Here is a 20223-nt window from a genome sequence, read left to right as displayed (position 1 = left end):
CAGGCTCATAACCTGAAGGCCGCAGGTTCAAATCCTGCCCCCGCAACCAATAAAGGCCCGTTAACGCAATGCGTTAGCGGGCCTTGCCCGTCGCGGGGCCCACCATTCTCTCTCTTAAATCGTCAACATCGTCACCGTGAATTGGCGCGGCTTGTCCTTAAGTGGTTCGAGGCCTCATTTATGCTGAGGCTGATATAGTCTGTAAGCGAAAGCGGCGAACTCCTGCTGTAGAATTATTCCGCAAAGGTGTGAGCGAAACATCGCTTACATCGTGTACTTTGCATGCTCTTGGGAACCCGGATTCCAGCTTAAACCATCTCATTCCGCCTGATCCAATAGCCCTGATCCTGCCTGCCCGCTCCATTCGCTTCGCTCCCGTGTTGGCGGGACCTCCTTTAGCGTCGCAAGCGACAGGACTTTCGGGCGTTCTGTTGACTGCGCAATGCTCGATTTTTAGGGCTTATTGACGTGAAGTGAAATTGTTGGTCCAATCGAGATAACTTTTTGCACAGGGCGCAATTGCTTTCCAATATTCAATAAACGCTGGAGTTTTGAATGATGGCTGCAATCGAAATTCGCTTTTACGCTGGCAAACGTCATTCACCTATTGTGCCGGGCGGTATTGGGAATACCTGAGTATGGTTACTGCTTATGATGAAAGGCTTTTCGTTTTCTCCGAGACATTGAACGCGCAGTCGAACGCCAACGCGATGTGGACTGTGCTCAATTCTGAGTTAGCGCGATACGGTTTTTCGGGTGCGACCTATGCTGCGTTTCCAGCGTTGCGGGCCGGTGGTGTGAGCAAGGAGATGCTCCACTATTCCAGTTACGACGAGAAATTTGTTTCACTCTACGTCGAGCAACAACTCGCCGACGATGATTATGCGGTACTGCATTGCATGAATGACGAAAGGCCTGCTTTGTGGAGCGGAATTCAGGACCGGTATTCGACGCCGAGGCAGATGTTATTCAACGAGATAGCCAAGGACTACCATCTCCATGAAGGTCTGATCATTCCCTTCCGGGAGGAAACCGGTTTTGTGCTGGGCGGTATCGGCTTGGCAATTGCGCCGGAACACGAAGCGGATGTCCTGAGCCAGCTTGGAGATACGAGACATCTAATCATCGGGCTTTGTTCGGCTTTCGACCAGCGCATCAAGTCCCCGCAGGTCCTGAAGGACGCTTTGCATTTGACCCAACGTCACCTCGAATGTTTACGCTATCTTTGTCTGGGGCTTACTGACAAGGAAATTGCGGCCAGAACTGGCCTGAGCGTCAAAACGGTAGAGAATTACATCGGGGTCGCGATGAAACGCATTAAGGCGCGCAATCGCCACCATGCGACGGCAAAGGCCATCGTGCTGGGTTTGGTTACCATTTGACGGGCGAGCATTCTGGTTGATGTTCATATGCGCTTAGTTGCCTTGCGAGACTCTCCGTCTGATTTGTGTGGTTGAGGAAAACTCATAAGTAAGCGCCGTTTCGCGGCCACGTCTGTCAACAACTCTGACCATTTGAGAGGACAGAGTACGGTCGAGTGCAAGGCGCATCGAGACTGTTTAGAATTTTGTGCCCTGGCGTTGTTTCAGGACATGGGGAAACGTTCTTCGAACATGATTGCCAGCTGGCTTTTGACGGCGTGCCATTCGCGCACCGAACGCTTCCATTCAGTTGAGGTAACATTGAGGGCCAGATAGATCAACTTATCTGCGGCCTCACCGCTAGGGAAGTAGCACCGATCTCTGACGGCACGGCGGATTTTCGAATTCAGCGCCTCAATGGAATTCGCGGTGTAGATCAGCCTGCGCACCTTGGGCGGATAGTCGAGAAACGGGATGACCTCATTCCAGGCCCTTCGCCAACTCGGCACGATCGCCGGATAGCGCCTGGCGCGATCGCTGTCCTCAAACGTCGCCAAGGCTTCTTCCGCCGCCGAGGACTTTGTATCTGTGTCAAAACGGGCAAATATACTTCACATAAATAAAACCTTGTGGAAGATGACTGAGATAGGTTTTCCTGTTTGCCATCTCCACAACCACTTCCAGCCAGCCATTTTGGACATTCCCACGGCTCTCGACCACCGATCCTGGTCCAAGCTTCATGATCGTCTTGAAATTCGATCCCGGCCCTTCGCGCAACGCCAGAAAATTATCGCCCTTAGGGTTAAGATGGCAAATCTCGTAGCCGTCCCCGGAATAGGCAAACGAAACATAGGGACAAATTAACATTGCTGCTAATAATATTGCCAAAACCCGAATGACCATTATCAAATGCCTTCCGTTGTTACGCAAAAACTGCGCGCGTCGGAATTTTCGATGGCACTATTGCAACGCCCTCCTGAAATCCGTGTGTATGAAATTAATCATATTGGTCTCGATCTGCCGAAGCTGGGGACTTGAGCAATCCAGATGTTTGATCACATCGGCAAAATCGGCATAGTCATCTGGTCCGAGCTGACTGTCCAGATCGACAATGCGATTGAACACTGCGGCAAAACCCGCCGGAACCTCAATTGAACCCTTCACCGCCGAACCCCGTGCCTCCCACCTCAAGAAGTTATGATAAATATTTTCGACCGCCCGGTAGCTGGTCTCTCGCAATGGGGCATTTTCAACGCCCTTGCCGCAATCTCCAAGCATGGCAACACGTGCAATACCATAGCCGGCGATAAGGCGACTGTAGGCAATGGTGTTTTCGAGAGGTCCACCCTGAAAAAGGCCATGCCAGTACATATTGCCGTACTCTTCCCCCTTCTCCAGTAGACGCTCGCGGCGCTTGCGTTCAAGATTCAGAAAAAAATCAAGCTGTTTGCCTCTCGCATTGCCTTGCGAATAGGTGAGTTGGAGTTCTGGCTCATCAACGTTCGGATCGACGTTGCGGAGCTTGATTTCGCAAGGCTCCATTGCTTCAGTCAGGCATTGCAGGATCAATGCCTTTCCGGCAGGCAGTCCGGCTATCCCCTCAATTACGGTCAGCCACCAATCGGTACTTTGATAGGTATCGGGCCAGAAAATCTCAGGGATATACATGCCCTCTTGCAGCTCCTGTGCTTGCCGGAAAGGGCTCGTTTCTACCTGCAGGAAAGGACCCAGTTCATCGGCCTTCAACTGTACGGTCCAGGCCACTTTCCCGTTGGGTCGTGTAAGGCAGACCACGTCCACCGCGTCGATGCGCAAGGCGGAACCTTCCTGCAGAGATGGCATCTGCGCGGGGAGTTGCTCGCCCTCCGGCGTGTCGGGACAACGCATTGCGGGTTTTGGTGGCGCGGCATTCAGGTCATAATCCATCTTGAAGGGATCGCAGTCTCTGTCCCGACACACTTTTTCAATCAATTCGACCGTTTCGGGCGTTGCAGCCACCTTGCCCCGCATCGCTACACGCCCAAAGGCCCCAGCAGTTCGAATATCGAGGGCTTCGGAGTAATTTCTGGTCACGCCGCCGCGTTTAATGAACAACTCAATTCCGAATGGACAGGCGAGACGGTTCTCGGTCGATTGTTCCAAAGTCCCTTTCCATCTGCCATCGGGCATCTTTGTCAGGTCGAAATTGCAGCCCAGTTCATGAATTTCGATACGCCGATTGTCCTTGGTTCGCTCGATCCTCAGATGATAGACAACATTGTGCGCACCAAGATACTCGACTTCGCCTTCATAAACAAAATCGGCGCTGGCGGCAGCGGCTGTATTCGCGTGACAGAACAAAATTGCAACAAGGAAAGCTAAGAGACGCACCATATGAACAACTCCAGAGACAGTTTTCGCTATACTGAGACCGCCTGGCTTTGCCCGACACAAAGACCACCACGCGTTAATTTCCTAGAGCACGCCATGTGCCGCTACTGCCCGAAATAGGGAAGACCGTCGCGCATCTGCCCAGAAAGTTGCAACGGGACACGAACCTCGTCCTCTCTCCCCCTAATCATGAGCCGGATTTCTGTAGGACTCTTGGTCTCGATATATTCTACAGTCATAGCGCGCACGGTATCCAGATCGGACCAAGCGTTCACGACATTGTACACCTCGGTAATCAGCTGACCTTCGTGCAGCCCGGCCTGCGCGGCTGGGGAGTCGGGCAACACAGCGGCAATCCTCAAACCTCTGCCCTCATGAACCTTTCCCCACATATCCTTGGCTTGATAGGTTACCCGCTGGTCGAGGATGAGGCCGGTTCGCAACGCAAGAAGAAATGCAAACCGCGTCGTCCCGGGGAAGATGCTCTGCCCCCGCGCATCGCGAGGGACTTCGTGCCATTGGACTGTGTCGGGGATCACGGGTGGAAAGATGCCAACATCATCACCCACTTCATAGTTATTGCTGTCGACAGGACCTCTAAAGGTGATCAGTTCGCCATCAGGCATCGCTGCTACTAGCGCCGTGACGCAGTCAATATCCGCACATTGCGGTTCGGAGGACCGGGGATAGACCTTGTTGATGATATTTCCCGTTTGCAGTCCTGCTGGTGAATCGTTGGCAATACGACCGACCCGCATCACGCCATCTTCATCGACGAGCAACTCAATGCCCAGTCGTTCCCGGACGATCTTCGGACCGGCAAGCGGCGGTGAATTCGGCTCAACGCCGAGCAATTCCCTTAGCCGAGCGTCGGCACTCGCATCATGAGCTTCTTCCAGCGATGGCGGCGTGGTCCCCGCCTCCCACAAAATAGCACTTCTGACCAACAATCCTTTCTTGTACCAATCAAGCCGATAGGCACCATCGGAACGCTGGGTAATGTCCAATCGCGGCCCCGAAGGGCAGGATTTGACCCAACTGCCATTTGGTTGCATCTCCTCGAAGCTTTCGATGACATCCGGAGAAGATGCCGGTCTGTCCCAATAATACAACCGGGATGCGCAGGACGAGCCGCCATAGAGGAGCATGTGTTTGCCGTCGATATAGCGAAGCTTTAGCGTTCCGTCTCCGATCTGTCCTTTGGTAAACCGACCTTCGAATCCGATTTTTCGGATTTCATTGTATGTTTTTGACCAGACAGGATTGACTGAACCGCCAATTGCCAGAAAGAACACGGTCAGAGCAGAAAAATAACATATGGAGGAAGTCTTCATCAGAATATTTCTCCAGAAAGACCTAATCTTTATCGCCACGCGCGAAAGTAAATTTCGGCGCAACTACAAAATTGATCAATTTTTCCGATTTGTAAATTACGTTAATTTCGCAGATTCATTTCCAGCAGGAAATATAGGGAAACCCCTCTAGGCCAGGCCAGAGGGAGCAATTCCAAGAAAGGCCTACTGTCGTCGAAATGACAATCGTGGAAACAACAAGAAGGAAAGCGCCGTCATATGGGCGTTGTCCTCTTCGATGAGACGCATCCCGCTTGTGGCAGGAACGGGTTGTCGTTAACCGAGCCTGTAGTCTCGGCCCATGCGACGTCCATCCCTTGCGGATTATCGGCATGGCGGCGTTGGCTCGCCGGCTTTATCACGCGTGTGTCACACGCTCTTGGGAACCCGGATTCCAGCTTAAGCCGTCACATTCCGCCTGATCCAATAGCCCTGATCCTGCCAGCCCGCTCCATTCGCTTTGCTCCCGTGTTCGCGGGGACCGCCTTCGGTGTCGCAAGCGACAGGACTTTGGGACGCTATGTTTACGGTACTCCCGTCCTCTCAAATGGTCACCGTCTCGGAACGAAACGGTGCCTTTTTCATTTGTTTTGTTTCAGACGCTCGCCGCTGGGCAAGGGTTCAAGCGCGGGGTGAAAGGTTTCTCGCGCTGATCAAACCCTAACCAAGTGAGGCAGCAATGATCCTACTACATGCACAACCCTATGATATTTCCGCAAAAGGCTTCTATTTCGAGCGCGCGGAGGCTTGGGATGAAGACGCACTTGACGACTAAATGCGCGTCAGGAGCGCGCTTAACGCGCAAATATTGGCATCTGACTGGCATGCATGAGATCATAGGGACTGATTGAAAGGGGGCCGTCATGGGACAGGCTGATGAAAGCAAGATGGTCAAACGATTGAACACCACGCTTCCTGATCCGCTGGCGGCTTATGTCGGCGAGATCACTGGCAAGGGCACATTGTATGAAACGCCGAGCGAGTTTATCCGCGATCTGGTGCGCAGGCACATGGAGCGGGCGCTTGAGCAAGAACGCAACGATATGCGGTCTATGCTGGCCCAATCCCTTCGGGAAAACGACGATACGAGCCTTTCCGCGAATGATTTCGATGATGCCCGCAGGGTTGCGAGCGAATAGGTGTCTATGTTCGGATTGAAGCGCAGCGCCTTATTCAAACGCCAGCTTCTGTCAATCACATGGATCTATTACGAGCCTCTCAGTCATTGCGAATAGTTTTCAAAAACGACTTCGTCTCGCCGCTCCCCATGAAGCTCACGTCATAGCGCCAATTCAGGTTTCGGCCCGCTATTGCGTTTCAGTTCCTGGCTTTTGCGCCGCTGAACGAGTTCATATGCTTCTTCACCCATGGCGAGGTAGTCGATAGCATCTCGGCTGAGTCTTGAGAGCATTTTATGCTCATGTTTGCGACGTAGGATGATCAGGGCTTGCAGAGCACGGCGTTCGGCAAGCTGCTTCTCAATGACTACCTGTTTTTCCTGACGATCACGCTCTTGCGCCTTTGCCGTTTCCTTCTCATTCTGGGTGCGAATTTTCCGACTATTGCCGGTGACCCAGTTTCACAGATGGCCGGTTCCTGCCGGACGAAACGCCCTTCGGGGCCGAGGCCCGGTAGATTGTCCCGCGGGGATCGATCCTTCAAGTGCACAAGCTGATGAATGGATCGCCATCGACCAGCTGACGCAAGGCTACGCTTCCTCGAGCAGATCTGCCTGCGCCAGCAGAACGGTCAGTGGAGAGCGGCGTGCCGCGGGCGCTACGGATCAGGAGGTCGTGCGGTAGCGCTCGGCCGGCTGCGATTGCCCGAAGTTCGGCAACATCGCCTGACGCGCGCTCTGCATGGCTTCCCACTGCGCGACATCGGGCAACGGCGGGATAGTGACTCCTTCGCGCCGGTCGAAGCCCACCAGCGCTGCATCGACGAGATCGGCGATTTCCATCATACCTGGAATGGTATCGACATCGAGGCCCATGCTTCCCCAGATCGCCGTCCGGGTCGCGCCGGGAACCACGGCCTGCACGTAGACCCCCGTGGAAGCGAGTTCGGCGGCAAGTCCCTGCGACAGGAACAGCACGAAGGCCTTGCTGGCGCCGTAGACCGTCGCGCCGGTTTCCGGGGCCAGGCCGATCACCGAAGCGATGTTGATGATCGCGCCGTCGCCGGCTGCGGCGAAGCGTTCAGCCGCCGCCCGGGCGAGCCGGGTCACCGCGGTCACGTTGGTGGCGATCAGCCGGTCCAGATCTGCTTCCGGTTGGGTGACGAAACCGCCGGCCAGACTGATGCCGGCGTTGTTAACGAGAACACCGATGCGATCGTCTTCGCGCAGTCGGGTCGCGACCACCGCCAGATCGGCAGGCGCGTTCAGATCGGCCTGCAGCAGGTCGATGCCGACACCGGTATCGGCGAGCCGTTCTGCCAGCGCCGTCATGCGATCGCGATTGCGGGCCACCAGAACGAGATCATGGCCACGCCGCGCGAAACGCTCGGCATAGACGGCGCCGATGCCGGTCGAGGCGCCGGTGATCAGAACGGCTTTCTTCTCTGTCATGGGATTCTCCGATCTCTAAACATGATATACATCATGAAAAAATACATGATGCATATCATGTAAAATGTCAACCGAGGTGAGGCGGTGGGAATGTTGAATACATGATCATGCTCATATATATATTCAGGGGATGAAGATGGAGAGCGCGATGCGGGTGAGCCGAGAGCAGGTGGAGGAAAACCGGAAGACGCTTCTCACGGCCGCGGGCCGGCTGTTCCGCGCGAGGGGCTTCGACGCCGTGTCGGTGGCTGAGGTGATGAAGGAGGCCGGGCTGACCCATGGTGGGTTCTACGGCTATTTCAAGAACAAGGATGACCTGATCGGACAGGCGATGGCAGCGGTCTTTGAGACCGCCGAGACTTCGCCGCAGGAGCCCGAACGCCTTCTGGCGCAGTATCTTTCGCCGCAGCACCGGGACGATCCGGGGCGGGGGTGCCCGATGGCGGCGCTTGCGGGGGAAACCATCCGGCAGCCCGGCGGCGTCCGGGCGGAGATGACCGCGGGCCTGCGCCGACAGTTGGCGGCATTGGCCGGCAGCCTCCCGGGGGCGGACGAGGCGGCGCGTCACCGGGCCGCCGTCGGGATCTGGTCGGGGATGGTCGGCGCGCTGATGCTATCCCGGATGAGCGATGATCCGGCGCTGTCCGACGATATCCTTTCCGAGGCGCGTGCCTGGCTGACCGAGGCACTGCCCGAGGCACTGCCCGGGGGCGCGGCGCAGCGGACCTGATCCGCGCCCGAAAGGCGGGCTGAAACCCTTCAAGAAAATTGCAACGCAGGTCTGAGCGCCTCGCCCGGCCTTATACCTGCGTCCAAAGTGGCCGATTTTTGCTCCGCCCGGCGGCCAGGCTCGACAGCCTTCTTGTCCGCGATTGGAGAAATCGCCAGGGCATGGCTTCGCTATCTCGGCGTCGATATCAAAGATGCCCTGCCTTTCGCCAAATGGATCGGATTTCCGGCCAGGTATACGTCAACGGGTCGAACGGTTGCTCCGTGCACGGCTGCCGCCATCCCGACCGCTTGTCTGAGCGGAAAGTGGAATGACAGATCACGGTCTTTCTGCGTTTTGGGAAGCGCGCTACGTCACCGCCGATTTCTCAGCCCGCCGTCGAAGTCCATCACATTTCCAGAAAGATAGCCGAGGTCATCGGCGCTTAGTGACACGATTAGCCGCGCGACAGCTTCAGGGCTGCAGAGACCCCCATAGGGCAGGTTGGTCAAAACATCGCGCCAGCGTTCTCGATCACCATAAAGGCTCTCCGCCCGTCCACGTGCCACCTGTTCGACACGTTCCGTCTGCGTGCCCGCCGGGTTGATCCCGAAAACGGAAACGTTGAAATCTGTCGATCGCGCGCCGACCGCCTCAGTGAAGGCGATCAACGCCGCATTGGCTGTCGTTCCGGCGACGTAATCCCATTTCGGGGCGCGCCCGAGATCGCCGATGATATTGATAATCTTGCCACGGCGACGCAACTTCATGCCTTCAAGCACCAGCTTGGTCAGATGGATATAGCCCATCAGCTTCAGCGCAAAGCCAGCTTCGATCGCAGCCATCGAAAGACCGAAAATGTCGCCGCCGGGAATAGCTCCGGCATTATTGACGAGTATGTCGAGCGCACCGGACGCTCTTGCGAGACGTTCACGTTCGTTTTCCTGCGACAGATCGGCGGCGATGATTTCAACCGGATGGCCCTGGAGCTGCGCGGCGGCCTCATCCAGATCATCGGCAGAACGGGCGGCGAGGATCAGGCTACAGCCTTCTTCGGCATAGGTTCTGGCTGTGGCAAGGCCTATACCTTTGGAACTACCGGTAATGAGAACGCGCTTTCCCTCAAGGCCGAGCTTCATATCGCGGCAGCTTTCTGGCTGGAGCCCGCATGAGCATGGCGCATCTCGCGCATGATGTCCGCCTTGTAGGTGATGAACTCCGGCGTCGTCAGATCATCGATACTGCGCGGCCGCGCGAGCGTTACATCAATGGTGCGTGCAATCCGTGCCGGCCTTGCCGACATCACGCAAACCCGGTCCGCCAGAAGGATCGCCTCGTCGATATCATGGGTGACAAAGATGACGGTAATCTTGTGTTTCTGCCAGATTTCCAGCAGCAGTTCCTGCATGGTGAGCCGGGTCTGCGCGTCGAGCGCGCCGAAGGGTTCGTCCATCAACAGTGCCTTCGGCTGCATAACAAGTGCGCGGGCAATGCCGACACGCTGGCGCATGCCGCCGGAAAGCTGGGCCGGATAGGCATTGCGAAAATCGGTAAGCCCGACCATGTCGAGCATGGCATTGACCTCGGGCTCGAAATTTTCCGCCACAGAGCGCTGCAGGCGCCTGCCAAAGGCGACATTGTCGAAGACGGTAAGCCAGGGAAACAGCGCTGCCTCCTGAAACACCACGGCACGATCCGGCGCTGGCCGCGAGATCGACTGACCATCGAAATGGACGACACCTTCCGTGTGGCTTTCAAATCCGGCCATGATGTTGAGAAGCGTCGACTTCCCGCAGCCCGACGGACCGAGCAAGGCAATGAATTCGCCATCGCCGACCTTCAGGTTGACATGGTCAAGGGCGCGGACCGGCGGTTCACCGGGATAGACCTTCGCCACGGCTTCAATATCGATACGGGCCATGGGGTCTCCTTTCAATGCGTGCCGCCGGCGCGGCGCCAGGCGAGAAGTCGATATTCTATGAGGAGGAGGATGCGGTCGCTGATCAGACCCATCAGTCCAATGGTGATCATATCGGCGATGACGATATCCATACGCCCGACATAATAGGCATCCCAGAGCACATAGCCGAGACCGGATTTGACCGCGACCATTTCAGCAACAATCACTGCCGTCCAGCCAATCCCCAGGCCGATCCTGAGGCCGGTAAAGATCGCCGGAAGGGCGGAGGGAACGACCACTTTCAGCAGTACGTCCTTCTGACTGGCGCCGAGCATACGTGCGGCGCGCACCAGGTTTTTCTCGACATTGCGGGCGCCCTGCGTTGTATTGATGACGATCGGATAGAAGGCGCCAAGCGCGATCAGAAAGATGGCGCCGAAGGAAGAAACGCCGAAAACAGCGATGGAGAAAGGCAGCCAGGCAGTGATCGGGACCGGACGGAGAAGCTGGATCGTCGGGTCGAGCGCCTCTGCGGCCAGCCTGTTCCAGCCGATGATGATGCCGGTCGGAATGGCGATGACGATGGCCACCGCAAAGCCCTCCATCACCCTTATTGTCGAGAAGGACAGGCTGTTCCACCAGGTACCGCTATAGGCGTTCAGGCCCATGCCGCGACTTCCCAGTGCCCAGCTGTTCCAGCCTTTCAGCACGCGATCAGGCGTTGGCAGGACGCCGCCGAACAGGGAACCATTCGTGCCTGAAAACTGCCAGATGATGATAACGACAAGCGGCAGGATCAGCGCAATCAGCGCGCGGGATGCCGCCCGGCTGTTTAGAGCGGCTGGCCGGCTGGCGCGGGCTTTGGCTTTTCCCGGTTTGGCGGCAAGCGCGCCTTTCCCCTGTTGATCGGTCTGCCCGTCAGTCTGGTGCATTTCATAGTCCATTCATAGGGTCCGGCAGGCGCATCATGCGCCTGCCATCCAGTCATCTTGCTCGGTCTCAGTAGGCCTTGGCATCGTCGACAATGCTGGCGTCCCAGTGCGACGGGATCTCGGCCGATACATCGGTCTGGATCACACCGAGATCGGCAAAGGCCTTGGCCTGGGCTGCGGCCTGTTCCGGCGTAACAACGGAGCCAAGCGTGATGGCCTGGGAGGCCTGGCGGGCCAGATCAAGGTCAAGGCCGGTCAGCCTGGCATAGGCCTCGGCAAAGGCTTCCGGATCGCTGGCAAGAGCCTGCTGGGCCTGAAGATAGGCCCAGACAAAGCGGGTGACGGCTTCACGCTTGTCATCAATGGCATCTTTCGACGCGACCATCATGCCAAGCTCGGCGCCGACAGAATTCGACTTGGAATAATCAAGATTGGTGGCGAAATGGCCATAACCACCGAGAACCGGGATGGATTCGAAGGGTTCCCAGGTGATGATGGCATCGACGTCGCCACGCTCCAGCGCCTGATCGAATGCAGCACCGCCGCCCTGAATATTCACCTGATCAAAGCTGTCATAGGGAATGTCATTTTCGATCAGCGTTGCGGCAAACTGGAACCAGACGGCCGAGCCGGGAGCGATGCCGATCTTCTTGCCCTTCAGATCGTCCCAGCTCGTCATCGTCACGCCGTCACGCACGATCGGATATTTCGCCGAGGAACCGACACCCATAATGCCGACAACGGCGTCAGAGCCCTGTGCCAGCGCGATGGCGAGATCGGCCGGGCCGACGGTAGCGACATCCAGCGAACCGGCAATCAGGGCGGTGCGGGTATCGGCGTAACGGGAAAACTCGACAAGATCGAGATTGATATTAAGCGGTGCGAGCTTTTCCTGGACGAGTTCGAGCGGGGCCAGGTGACCGACCTTTTGATAGCCGACCTTCAGCGTGACCTCTTGATCAAGCGGAGCGGGGTCAGCGGCTTTCGCCGGCAGAAGACCCGCCATGGAAAGGCCGGCTGCCATGGAAGCAATGCCGATGATTTTGGAAAGGGGGTTCATGATCTACCTCTGGAGCCTTTTCTTTTGTCTCTTCGATGCATATCCCGGTTTCACCTTGTCTCTCACATTTGGCGTTCTGATCACGCTGGCAACGTCCGGGCCAACACATCAATGCGCGAAAGCGGTCGGGTCTGAGCCAAGATCTGGCCGGGCATGCGACACGGAAAATTAAGGCTGCATTCACTGGTGCCGTCCATGGCGTCACCGCTCTAGCAGCTATGCCGAAAAGCTCACGCTGGCTTTGCTGCTTCAGGCATCTTCCGCATTTTCGTCGAGATCGACGCTGTCGAGAGCCGGAAGCGACGTTGCGATCTGCATCCTGATCGCGCGCCGCACCTCCTGCATGGCGGCGGTGAAGGGCTTGTTGGGCACACTCGCCATCAGCATGACATTGGTCAGCTCCGGCGCCATGACCTGCCAGGCCGAAAGCGAACCGCTTTCAAGCTGCGCACTGACACAGCCATAGGGCAATATGCTGTAGAAAGGTTCCGCCTCGATCAGCCGGGTAATGGTGCTGACGGCATCAACTTCCATCTCCACGTCAAGCGGTAAATCGAGATCACGCGCGGTGGCGTCGATCAGCCGTCTCAGCCCATGGCTACCGCCCTGCAGGATCAGCGGCAAGCTGGCGGCATCGGCGAAATTGACCCGGCCAATCCGACGCCCAGGATCTTTCAGCCGATGCGCCGCCGAGGGTTTGCCCACCAGGAAGAGCGGCTCCTTCATCAACGGTTCCATCAACAGGCCAGCCGACTGACGGCTGTCATGCACGATACCAACATCGATCTTGCCAGCCATCATCCACTCGCAAATGTGACCCGACAGGCCATCGATCACATGCAGCTTGATTGCAGGAAAATGCCGGCGCACGGCAATCAGCAGCGATGCGCCGATCATTGCCGAAACCGATGGCGGCATGCCGACAGTCACCGTTCCGGCGGGTGCCGCTTTGTCGTCGGCAAGCGCGGTACGGATATTTTCGAGCTCAGACAAGACGCTGTCGGCAACAGCCAGGAACCGTTTTCCGGGCTCGGTCAGCGCCACGCCGCGCCCGTTGCGATAAAAGAGCTTGGTTGATAATTCGCTTTCCAGCCGGCCGATCTGCCGAGACAGTGCCGGCTGCACCACCATCAATTCGGCCGAAGCCTTGGAAAAGCTGCCAGCGCGTGCGACGGCGCAGAAATATTCGAGCTGTTTCAACTCCATAGGGCTTGATTGCTCCTTGAGGCATAGCTGTTAGCACGGGGAGAAACGCTCACAGCTTCACCTGCCCATTATATGGTCACTGCCATCGGCCTCCCCCGCATCATCCGGGGTGTGGCAGTCGTTCGAACACATATAAGCAAAATTCGCGCCAGTCTTGATAATTCCGAATTTTAGGTCATAAAATCCCGTAATATCAAAGGAATATCAGGCGCCATGATTGACGGAATGGCAAAATGATCGCCTCTAATCCTCGCATTCCCTATTCACTTTCCGGCACACAACCGGCATTGCCGCATTATAATGGCAAGCGCATCGTCGTGCAGTTCGTGGTCAATGTGGAACATTGGCGTTTCGATCATCCCATGCCACGCGGCATATCCACACCGCCTCAGGGGCGCGGCTCGGTACCTGACATTCCCAATTTCGCCTGGGCCGAATATGGCATGCGCGTCGGCATGCGGCGTTTCTTCGACCTGTTTGAAGCCATGGGGCTTCCCGCCGCGCTGAGCGTCAACGCCAATGTGATCGACGTTTATCCCGACTGTGCTGAGAAATCACTCAATCTCGGCTGGGAATTCATCGGTCACGGACTGTATCAGCAGGCGGTTCATACCGAGCCTGATGAGGCAGCCGTGATTGAAAAAAGCCTTCAGCGGCTACAGGCTTTTACCGGCGTGAAGACACGCGGCTGGCTTGGACCCGGCCTTGGCGAGAGCCTGGCGACACCCGATATCCTGAAGCGTCTCGGCATTGAATATCTGCTCGACTGGGTGCTGGACGACCGTCCCTGCCTAATGAAAACGACGGAGGGGCCGCTTCTGTCGGTGCCCTACACGCTCGAGCTCAATGACAGCACCGTCTACGCTGTGGAAAAACAGCATACCGGCGAATTCGCCAATCGCGTCGCCCGCACGCTGAAAGCCTTCGAACGGGAGACGGAGGCCGGAACGGTCATCATGACCGTCGCCCTGCATCCGCATCTGATGGGTGTACCCCACCGCATTACCGAGCTTGCCGAGATGGCGGCGATGCTGGCGCAGCACCCCGATGTCACCTTCGCCCAGCCGGGCCAGGTTTCCAGCTGGTATGAAGGCCTTGCGCAAACGCGCCAGGCGGCGGAGGCCTAGGGCATGGATCAGCGGGAACAGGCAATCGCCCAGGCACTTGGCGCCGGCCTTGATCGCATCGTCGCCAGCGAGGAAGCCGATATTCTGAGCGCGGCGGAAAGCGCCCATGCCTTCCGCGCGGCACTGAGGACGCCAGACAGCCCGGCCGATGAGGTCTGGCCGCCCATGCAGGTGAGAGGACGTCATGGAAAGGCTTGAATATCTCTCCGTAGCCGAGATCGGCAGGCGTTACCGGACGGGCGACCTCACACCCAGCGATTATGTCACCCATCTGATCGCAAGGATCGAGGCACTCGATCCGCTGCTGAATGTCTATATCCATTTCGATGCCCAATCGGCGCGTATTCAGGCCGAAAGGGCCACACAGGAACTGACTGCCGGGGCCGATCACGGCCCCCTGCATGGCATTCCCGTGGCGCTGAAAGACCTGATTGATGTCGAAGGCATGGCCACGACCTGTGCCTCCAGGAGCCGGGAAGCTGCGATCGCTACGGCAGATGCCGAGGTCGTGCGCCGGTTGCGGGCGGCGGGCGCCATCATTTTCGGCAAGACCAATACGCATGAGTTTGCCTGCGGCCGGCCTAGCTTCGATCTGCCCGTACCGCCGGCACGCAATCCGTGGAACCCGGATCACCATCCCGGCGGTTCGTCCTCCGGATCGGGCGCCGGCGTCGCTGCCGGTCTGTTTCCACTGGCGCTTGGAACCGATACGGGCGGCTCGGTGCGCCACCCGGCGAGCGCCTGCGGCATTGTCGGCTTCAAGCCAACCTACGGTGTCATCTCGCGCAGGGGCGTCTTCCCGCTGGCCCAATCACTGGATTGCGTCGGCATTCTCGCCCGTTCGGCAGAAGATGCGGGCCTTGCCGTTGATGCCATGGCCGGAATTGACCCCGCCGAGCCATCAACGGTTGAACGCCCCTGGAAAAGCTGCCTTGAGCGCCCCTCACAGGAAATTTCGGGCCTCAAAGTCGGCTATATTCGTCATTTCCATACACAGGACCTGGCCGCACCTGCCGACACGGCGGCGCTGCTGGATATGGCCGCCGAGACCATTCGGGGGATCGGTGTGCATGTTGAAGAGGTGACGCTGCCGCCGCTTTCGGCGTTTTTCGCCGTCAACCGGATCCTGCTTTCAGCCGAAGGCTTTGCAGTTCATGCCGAGCATCTGCGTCAGCGCCACGAGGATTATGGCCGTCTGACACGAAGAGCACTCCTGGCCGGCGCATTCCTCTCGGCGGAGGATTATGTCCGGGCGCAAAAGATGCGAAAACGGCTGATTGATGCCGTTTCTGCGTTGTTTTCCCAGTATGATATTCTGGTCTCCGCCAGTTCCATGGAAGCGGCGGCACGACTGGACGACCCGGCAGAGACAGCACGGACCTATACCCGGCAGGCCCGTACCCCTTTCAGCGTCACCGGCCATCCCGCCATTTCGGTCATGGCGGGCCTGTCCGATACCGGCCTGCCGATCGGCGTGCAATTTGCCGCTCCCGCTTTCTCGGAACCTGCATTGCTGGCCTTTTCATCGGCTTTCGAAGCAGCAAGAGGCAAGGCCCTAAATCCACCTGAACGCGCCGGCTGGTCCGCCTGATGTCACGGCTGAGCGTTATCGGGTCTGCCCGCATGGCAGCGACCGCTCTGGTCGCGGCCCTCGGCGGCCTTGTCGCAAGCGCACTTCACCTGCCGCTTGGCTGGCTGATTGGCGCCATGCTGGCGACAGCGGCGTTAACGCTGATGAAGCTGCCGACGGCGGTGGTGCCCAACAGCCGTCAGGCCGCGCAGGGTTTTATCGGTATTGCCGCCGGCCTCAGAATGACCCCGGAAGTGGCGGCACGGCTCGTCGCACTTCTGCCGGTCATGCTGGCGGCCGCTTTGACGGTGATCGTCTTTTCCTGCCTCATCTCGCTGGCCCTGTCGCGGTTCACCCGGCTCGATCCCGATACTGCCTTCTTTTCCAGCCTGCCGGGCGGCATTGCCGAAATGGCGGTTCTGTCGGAGCGCTATGGCGGCAATCCCGGTCTGGTGTCGATCGGCCAGTTTCTGCGCATTCTGCTGGTCACACTGGCGATCCCCCAGATTGTCACGGTCTTTCCCGATCACGCGACGATCGCAGACGGTGCAACAGCTGCCGGTCACGGCTCACTGTTGCCGCTGCTGCTTCTTTGTATCATCGGGGTCCCGGTGGCGCTCGCTGTCACCCGGTTCAGAGTTCCCAATTCCTGGCTGCTATCGGGCATTATCGTTGGCGCCATTGCCGGTCTGCTAAATCTCGGATCGATCTATATCCCTGCCGACGCGCTGAAGATTGCCCAGATCGCCGTCGGCATCACGCTTGGTGCACGCTGCACCCGTTCGGTCTTCCGTGATGGCCATGCGACATTGCCGGGCAATATTGCCGGCACGGCGGTGCTGATCACCTTTTCAAGCCTGCTCGCCGTCGTCATCGGCTATTTTCTGCATATCGATCCGGTGTCGCTGATCCTGGCGCTGGCGCCGGGCGGGATTGCGGAAATGTCACTGGTTGCCAAACAGGTCGGCGCCGATGTCGTGCTGGTCGTCGCCTTCCATCTGGTCCGCGTCATCATGGTGCTGACCCTTGCCCTGTTTCTGAAGCGTATTTTTACAGGCCGAGGCCGGGAGACGGCGCAGTGACAGCGAATGAACCTTGCCCATCACACACAGAAAGGGCGCGGCCCTGCAGGAAGGCCGCGCCCTTTCATTTCATCCCCGCCCGCATTCAGCGTGTCTTTTTCACATCTTCAAAGCGGGAGACCCAGGGGTCGATGATCAGGCCCGAAACATCGTCCTGATAAGCAGCCGTCACCACCCGTTCAGAGAAGGGCTGGATGGCGATGACCTTCTGGTCGATAAGGTTCTGGATATCCTTGTACATCTGGATCTGCTTGTCCTGATCACGTTCGATCAGGGCGGCCTCGATCATAGAATTCAGCTCCTCATCATAATAGCCGGTGCGCCAGCCCTGATAGTTGGTGAGGCCTGCTTCCTGACTGTTGTCGGGATTATAGACCGTTGCGCGCAGGTTGGAATCGGGATGCGGTTCCAGACCGCCACCGCCGCGACCGACAAGCAGGTTGAACTTGCGTTCACGCATGGCACCATAGATCTGACCACCGTCACCGGTGATGATCTCGGCATTGATGCCAGCCTTGGCCAGCGTGCCCTGAATGGCCGTGGCGCTGTCGAGAAATTCCTGGGTCGAAATCACCCGGATCGTCGTATCGAAGCCGTCGGGATAACCACCTTCGGCCAGCAATTCCTTCGCCTTTTCGATATTGAGCGCGTAGCCCGGATCCGGTAGCGCCGCAAAGGCGGTGGAATTGACCGGGCGCTGACGTTCGACACCGAAATAGGGCATGATCGCGCCGTTTATGCCTTTGTAGTCGATCAGATAGCGCAGCGCCTCACGCACCTTCTGATTGACAAAATGCTCGTCCCCCATAGAAGCGGCGAGATAGTAGAAACCGGCGCTCGGAACCGTTTCGACGGTGATGCCCTTTTCGGCGGCAAGCGCCTTGAGGTCAGGAGCCGCCAGCGAGAAGCCGACATCGATATCACCCTGTTCAAGTCCGAGACGCTGGGTCTGCGATTCCGGCAGATGGCGCATCAGGATGCGGGCCATCTGCGGTTTGTCGCCCCAGAAATTGTCGTTGCGGGTCAGGATGACATATTCATTGGCGCGCCACTGATTGAGCGTGTAGGCACCGGAACCGGCTGAATTATTGGTGAGCCAGCCGCGGCCCATATCGCCATCCTTGGCGTTTTGCTCCACCAGCTTGGAATCAAGGATCGAGCCGACGCCAGCCTGCGCCAGATACATCAGGATCAGCTTGGGGTCACCCGCCTCCGGCAGATTGATGGTGAAGGTGAGATCATCGTCGACAACGAATTCCTTGTCGATATTCTCGGTGGTGAAGCCGCGGCTTTTAAGGCCCGAAGCCTGAGCAAGGTTCAGCGTCAGAACACGCGACAGGCTGTATTTCACATCATTGGCGGTCAGCGGATTGCCGGAGGCAAATGTGACACCGGGCTTGAGCTTCATCGTCACCGACATGTTGTCGTCGGAAATCGTCCAGCTTTCGGCAATGCGCGGTTCCAGCGCCTTGGTTTCGGGGTTCAGCTCAACCAGTGCGTCATAGACATTGTTGAGGATCTGTACCGTCTCGCCACCGGTAATGGCGGCCGGGTCCATGGTCAGCACATTGGTCATGTTGAAGGCTGCGACCAGCTGATTGTCAGGCGTCTCGGCAAAAGCCGGTACGGTAAGTGTCATCAGGGTCGCAAGCGCGACCCCTGCCAGAAGATGTCTCATGTCTCCTCCCAAAGGTTGTTTGACATCCGTTTACAAAAACGGCGCCGCATCACGCAGCGCCGGCAGATCTGAAGCGTCAGGCGACGCGGTTGTTCTCGATGACGTCGAAATTGATATCCTCGCCAAGGCCGGGCCGGTCCGGAACGTGGACATAGCCGTCCGCATCCATCGGGTCGGACAGGGCGTTCAGATAGTCAAAGCCGTCATCATATTCGAGGAAGGGGTGAAGCAGGCCCCGTTCATACCATTTGGATGCCTTGGAGGCCGCAACCACATGCAGGTTCATCGCCGTGTTGCCATGGACTTCACAGGCTATCCCGAAGCTTTCAGCCAGATGCATGGTTTTCATCGCAGGCGTGATGCCGCCGACATCGTTGACCCCGGTTCTGAGAATGTCGCAAGCGCCGGAAGTGATCCATTCGGCACGGTGCCAGTGTTTGCCGGCCGCACTTTCCGGCCCGACAACCGGGATATCGAGATTTTCGGCAAGCCAGCGATAAGACGACATCGACTGTTCATCCATCGGCTCCTCGATCCATGAAAAGCCAAGCTTTTCAAGGCCACGGCCGAGCGCCAGCGCATCGACTCGGGAATACCAGTGGAAGGCATCGATCATCAGTTCGATATCGGGACCGACCGCCTCGCGCACAGCGGCACAGGCCTTCAGATCCATCTTCACGTCCGGCGCCCAGCTGACCGGCGGCATCCAGGTATGCAGCTTGATGCCCTTGTAACCGCGCGCCACCAGCTTTTCGGCAAAACGACCGTAATCTTCCGGCGTGGCGAGCCCGCCCTCAAGCTCGTCACCGCACATGATCGAGCCATAGGCCAGAACCTTGTCGCGATAGCCGCCAATCAGCTTGTAGACCGGCTGGTTGAGCATACGCCCGGCGAGATCCCACAATGCACAGTCAACAACGGCAAGCGTGCGATCGGTAAGCTGGGCGGCCGAGCCGCGCTGCCAGTGGGCGAGATCCTGCCAGAGCTTTTCACGGTTGCGGCAATCCTGGCCGATCAGCACCTTGCGAACGAATTTATCCATCACATGCGGGCGCACCACTTCCGGGGGGCAAAAGCTGTAGCCGCTATGGCCGTCCTCGGTAGTGATCGCCAGCATGGCCTGCTGAACGAAATGCTCCGGCCCCGGATGGCCGTGGCCAGCGCTATCGCTGTGCCGTCTTGTCTTATGCTTGAATACGCTAACCGAAACATCCGTAATGATCACGGCCGGTTCCTTCCCTGGCTTCCTCCGACCGCGTACCCCTTCTGATGTGGTGTCGGTCGCTGATAATCTGTATAATAACTTT

The 20223-nt window shown here is 57.8% G+C and carries 18 protein-coding genes and 1 pseudogene; 7 read left to right on the top strand and 12 right to left on the bottom strand.

What is annotated here, in order from left to right; translation table 11 throughout:
• Positions 1-638: 638 nt before the first annotated feature.
• Positions 639-1382, top strand: coding sequence for a helix-turn-helix transcriptional regulator (locus tag FJU08_RS20490; RefSeq protein ID WP_141150922.1), 744 nt, complete (start codon positions 639-641; stop codon positions 1380-1382).
• Positions 1383-1585: 203 nt separating this feature from the next.
• On the opposite strand, the pseudogene FJU08_RS20485 reads toward FJU08_RS20490, so the two are convergent.
• The 4 genes and pseudogenes from FJU08_RS20485 to FJU08_RS20470 all read right to left on the bottom strand — a co-directional run.
• A pseudogene (locus FJU08_RS20485) lies at positions 1586-1939 on the bottom strand (transposase); the annotation flags it as partial.
• A gap of 13 nt (positions 1940-1952) precedes the next feature.
• Positions 1953-2264, bottom strand: coding sequence for an SH3 domain-containing protein (locus FJU08_RS20480; protein WP_141150921.1), 312 nt, complete (start codon positions 2262-2264; stop codon positions 1953-1955).
• A gap of 57 nt (positions 2265-2321) precedes the next feature.
• The gene (locus FJU08_RS20475; RefSeq protein ID WP_141150920.1) at positions 2322-3734 is read right to left on the bottom strand and encodes a hypothetical protein; all 1413 of its coding nucleotides are present in this window, start codon (positions 3732-3734) and stop codon (positions 2322-2324) included.
• Positions 3735-3835: 101 nt separating this feature from the next.
• Complete coding sequence (locus FJU08_RS20470; RefSeq protein WP_141150919.1) at positions 3836-5065, bottom strand: PDZ domain-containing protein; 1230 nt, start codon at positions 5063-5065, stop codon at positions 3836-3838.
• An 881-nt stretch (positions 5066-5946) separates the two neighbouring features.
• On the opposite strand from FJU08_RS20470, the gene FJU08_RS20465 reads away from it, so the two are divergent.
• Positions 5947-6222: a ribbon-helix-helix domain-containing protein gene (locus FJU08_RS20465; protein ID WP_141150918.1), complete on the top strand. Its 276-nt coding sequence runs from the start codon at positions 5947-5949 to the stop codon at positions 6220-6222.
• A 644-nt stretch (positions 6223-6866) separates the two neighbouring features.
• On the opposite strand, the gene FJU08_RS20460 is transcribed toward FJU08_RS20465, so the two are convergent.
• Entirely contained in the window at positions 6867-7652 is a 786-nt protein-coding gene (locus FJU08_RS20460) for an SDR family NAD(P)-dependent oxidoreductase (RefSeq protein ID WP_141150917.1), read from the bottom strand.
• Between the two features lie 136 nt (positions 7653-7788).
• Here FJU08_RS20460 and FJU08_RS20455 point away from each other — a divergent pair, with 136 nt between their 5' ends.
• The gene (locus tag FJU08_RS20455) at positions 7789-8382 is read left to right on the top strand and encodes a TetR/AcrR family transcriptional regulator (protein WP_235890863.1); all 594 of its coding nucleotides are present in this window, start codon (positions 7789-7791) and stop codon (positions 8380-8382) included.
• Between the two features lie 353 nt (positions 8383-8735).
• Here FJU08_RS20455 and FJU08_RS20450 read toward each other — a convergent pair whose 3' ends face one another.
• The 5 genes from FJU08_RS20450 to FJU08_RS20430 form a co-directional block, all read right to left on the bottom strand.
• Complete coding sequence (locus tag FJU08_RS20450; protein WP_141150916.1) at positions 8736-9500, bottom strand: short-chain dehydrogenase/reductase; 765 nt, start codon at positions 9498-9500, stop codon at positions 8736-8738.
• Positions 9497-10282, bottom strand: coding sequence for an ABC transporter ATP-binding protein (locus tag FJU08_RS20445; protein WP_141150915.1), 786 nt, complete (start codon positions 10280-10282; stop codon positions 9497-9499). Before FJU08_RS20445 ends, FJU08_RS20450 begins: the two co-directional genes overlap by 4 nt.
• Before the next feature lie 11 nt (positions 10283-10293).
• Entirely contained in the window at positions 10294-11205 is a 912-nt protein-coding gene (locus FJU08_RS20440; protein WP_210245282.1) for an ABC transporter permease, read from the bottom strand.
• A 55-nt stretch (positions 11206-11260) separates the two neighbouring features.
• Positions 11261-12253, bottom strand: coding sequence for an ABC transporter substrate-binding protein (locus tag FJU08_RS20435; protein WP_141150914.1), 993 nt, complete (start codon positions 12251-12253; stop codon positions 11261-11263).
• Between the two features lie 249 nt (positions 12254-12502).
• Positions 12503-13459 (bottom strand): LysR substrate-binding domain-containing protein, encoded by a 957-nt coding sequence (locus FJU08_RS20430; RefSeq protein WP_141150913.1) that lies wholly within the window; start codon positions 13457-13459, stop codon positions 12503-12505.
• A gap of 233 nt (positions 13460-13692) precedes the next feature.
• On the opposite strand from FJU08_RS20430, the gene FJU08_RS20425 reads away from it, so the two are divergent.
• From FJU08_RS20425 to FJU08_RS20410, 4 genes are read left to right on the top strand one after another with little or no spacing between them, the layout of a single operon-like run.
• Complete coding sequence (locus FJU08_RS20425; protein WP_141150912.1) at positions 13693-14586, top strand: polysaccharide deacetylase family protein; 894 nt, start codon at positions 13693-13695, stop codon at positions 14584-14586.
• A gap of 3 nt (positions 14587-14589) precedes the next feature.
• On the top strand, positions 14590-14784 hold the full coding sequence (locus tag FJU08_RS20420; RefSeq protein ID WP_141150911.1) for a hypothetical protein: 195 nt from the start codon (positions 14590-14592) through the stop codon (positions 14782-14784).
• Positions 14771-16177 carry an amidase gene (locus tag FJU08_RS20415; protein WP_141150910.1) on the top strand — a complete coding sequence of 469 codons (1407 nt, stop codon included), beginning with the start codon at positions 14771-14773 and terminating at the stop codon, positions 16175-16177. Before FJU08_RS20420 ends, FJU08_RS20415 begins: the two co-directional genes overlap by 14 nt.
• Positions 16177-17238 carry an AbrB family transcriptional regulator gene (locus FJU08_RS20410; protein WP_141150909.1) on the top strand — a complete coding sequence of 354 codons (1062 nt, stop codon included), beginning with the start codon at positions 16177-16179 and terminating at the stop codon, positions 17236-17238. The genes FJU08_RS20415 and FJU08_RS20410 overlap by 1 nt, the downstream gene beginning before the upstream one ends.
• Before the next feature lie 85 nt (positions 17239-17323).
• Here FJU08_RS20410 and FJU08_RS20405 read toward each other — a convergent pair whose 3' ends face one another.
• Complete coding sequence (locus FJU08_RS20405; RefSeq protein ID WP_141150908.1) at positions 17324-18916, bottom strand: ABC transporter substrate-binding protein; 1593 nt, start codon at positions 18914-18916, stop codon at positions 17324-17326.
• A 76-nt stretch (positions 18917-18992) separates the two neighbouring features.
• On the bottom strand, positions 18993-20141 hold the full coding sequence (locus FJU08_RS20400; RefSeq protein ID WP_141150907.1) for a mandelate racemase family protein: 1149 nt from the start codon (positions 20139-20141) through the stop codon (positions 18993-18995).
• Between the last annotated feature and the right edge of the window lie 82 nt (positions 20142-20223).

It is taken from the genome of Martelella alba, from assembly GCF_006516955.1.
GTDB classification, from domain to species: domain Bacteria; phylum Pseudomonadota; class Alphaproteobacteria; order Rhizobiales; family Rhizobiaceae; genus Martelella; species Martelella alba.
Note: the sequence above shows the minus strand (reverse complement) of the source record. Positions and strands in the feature narration are given on the sequence as shown.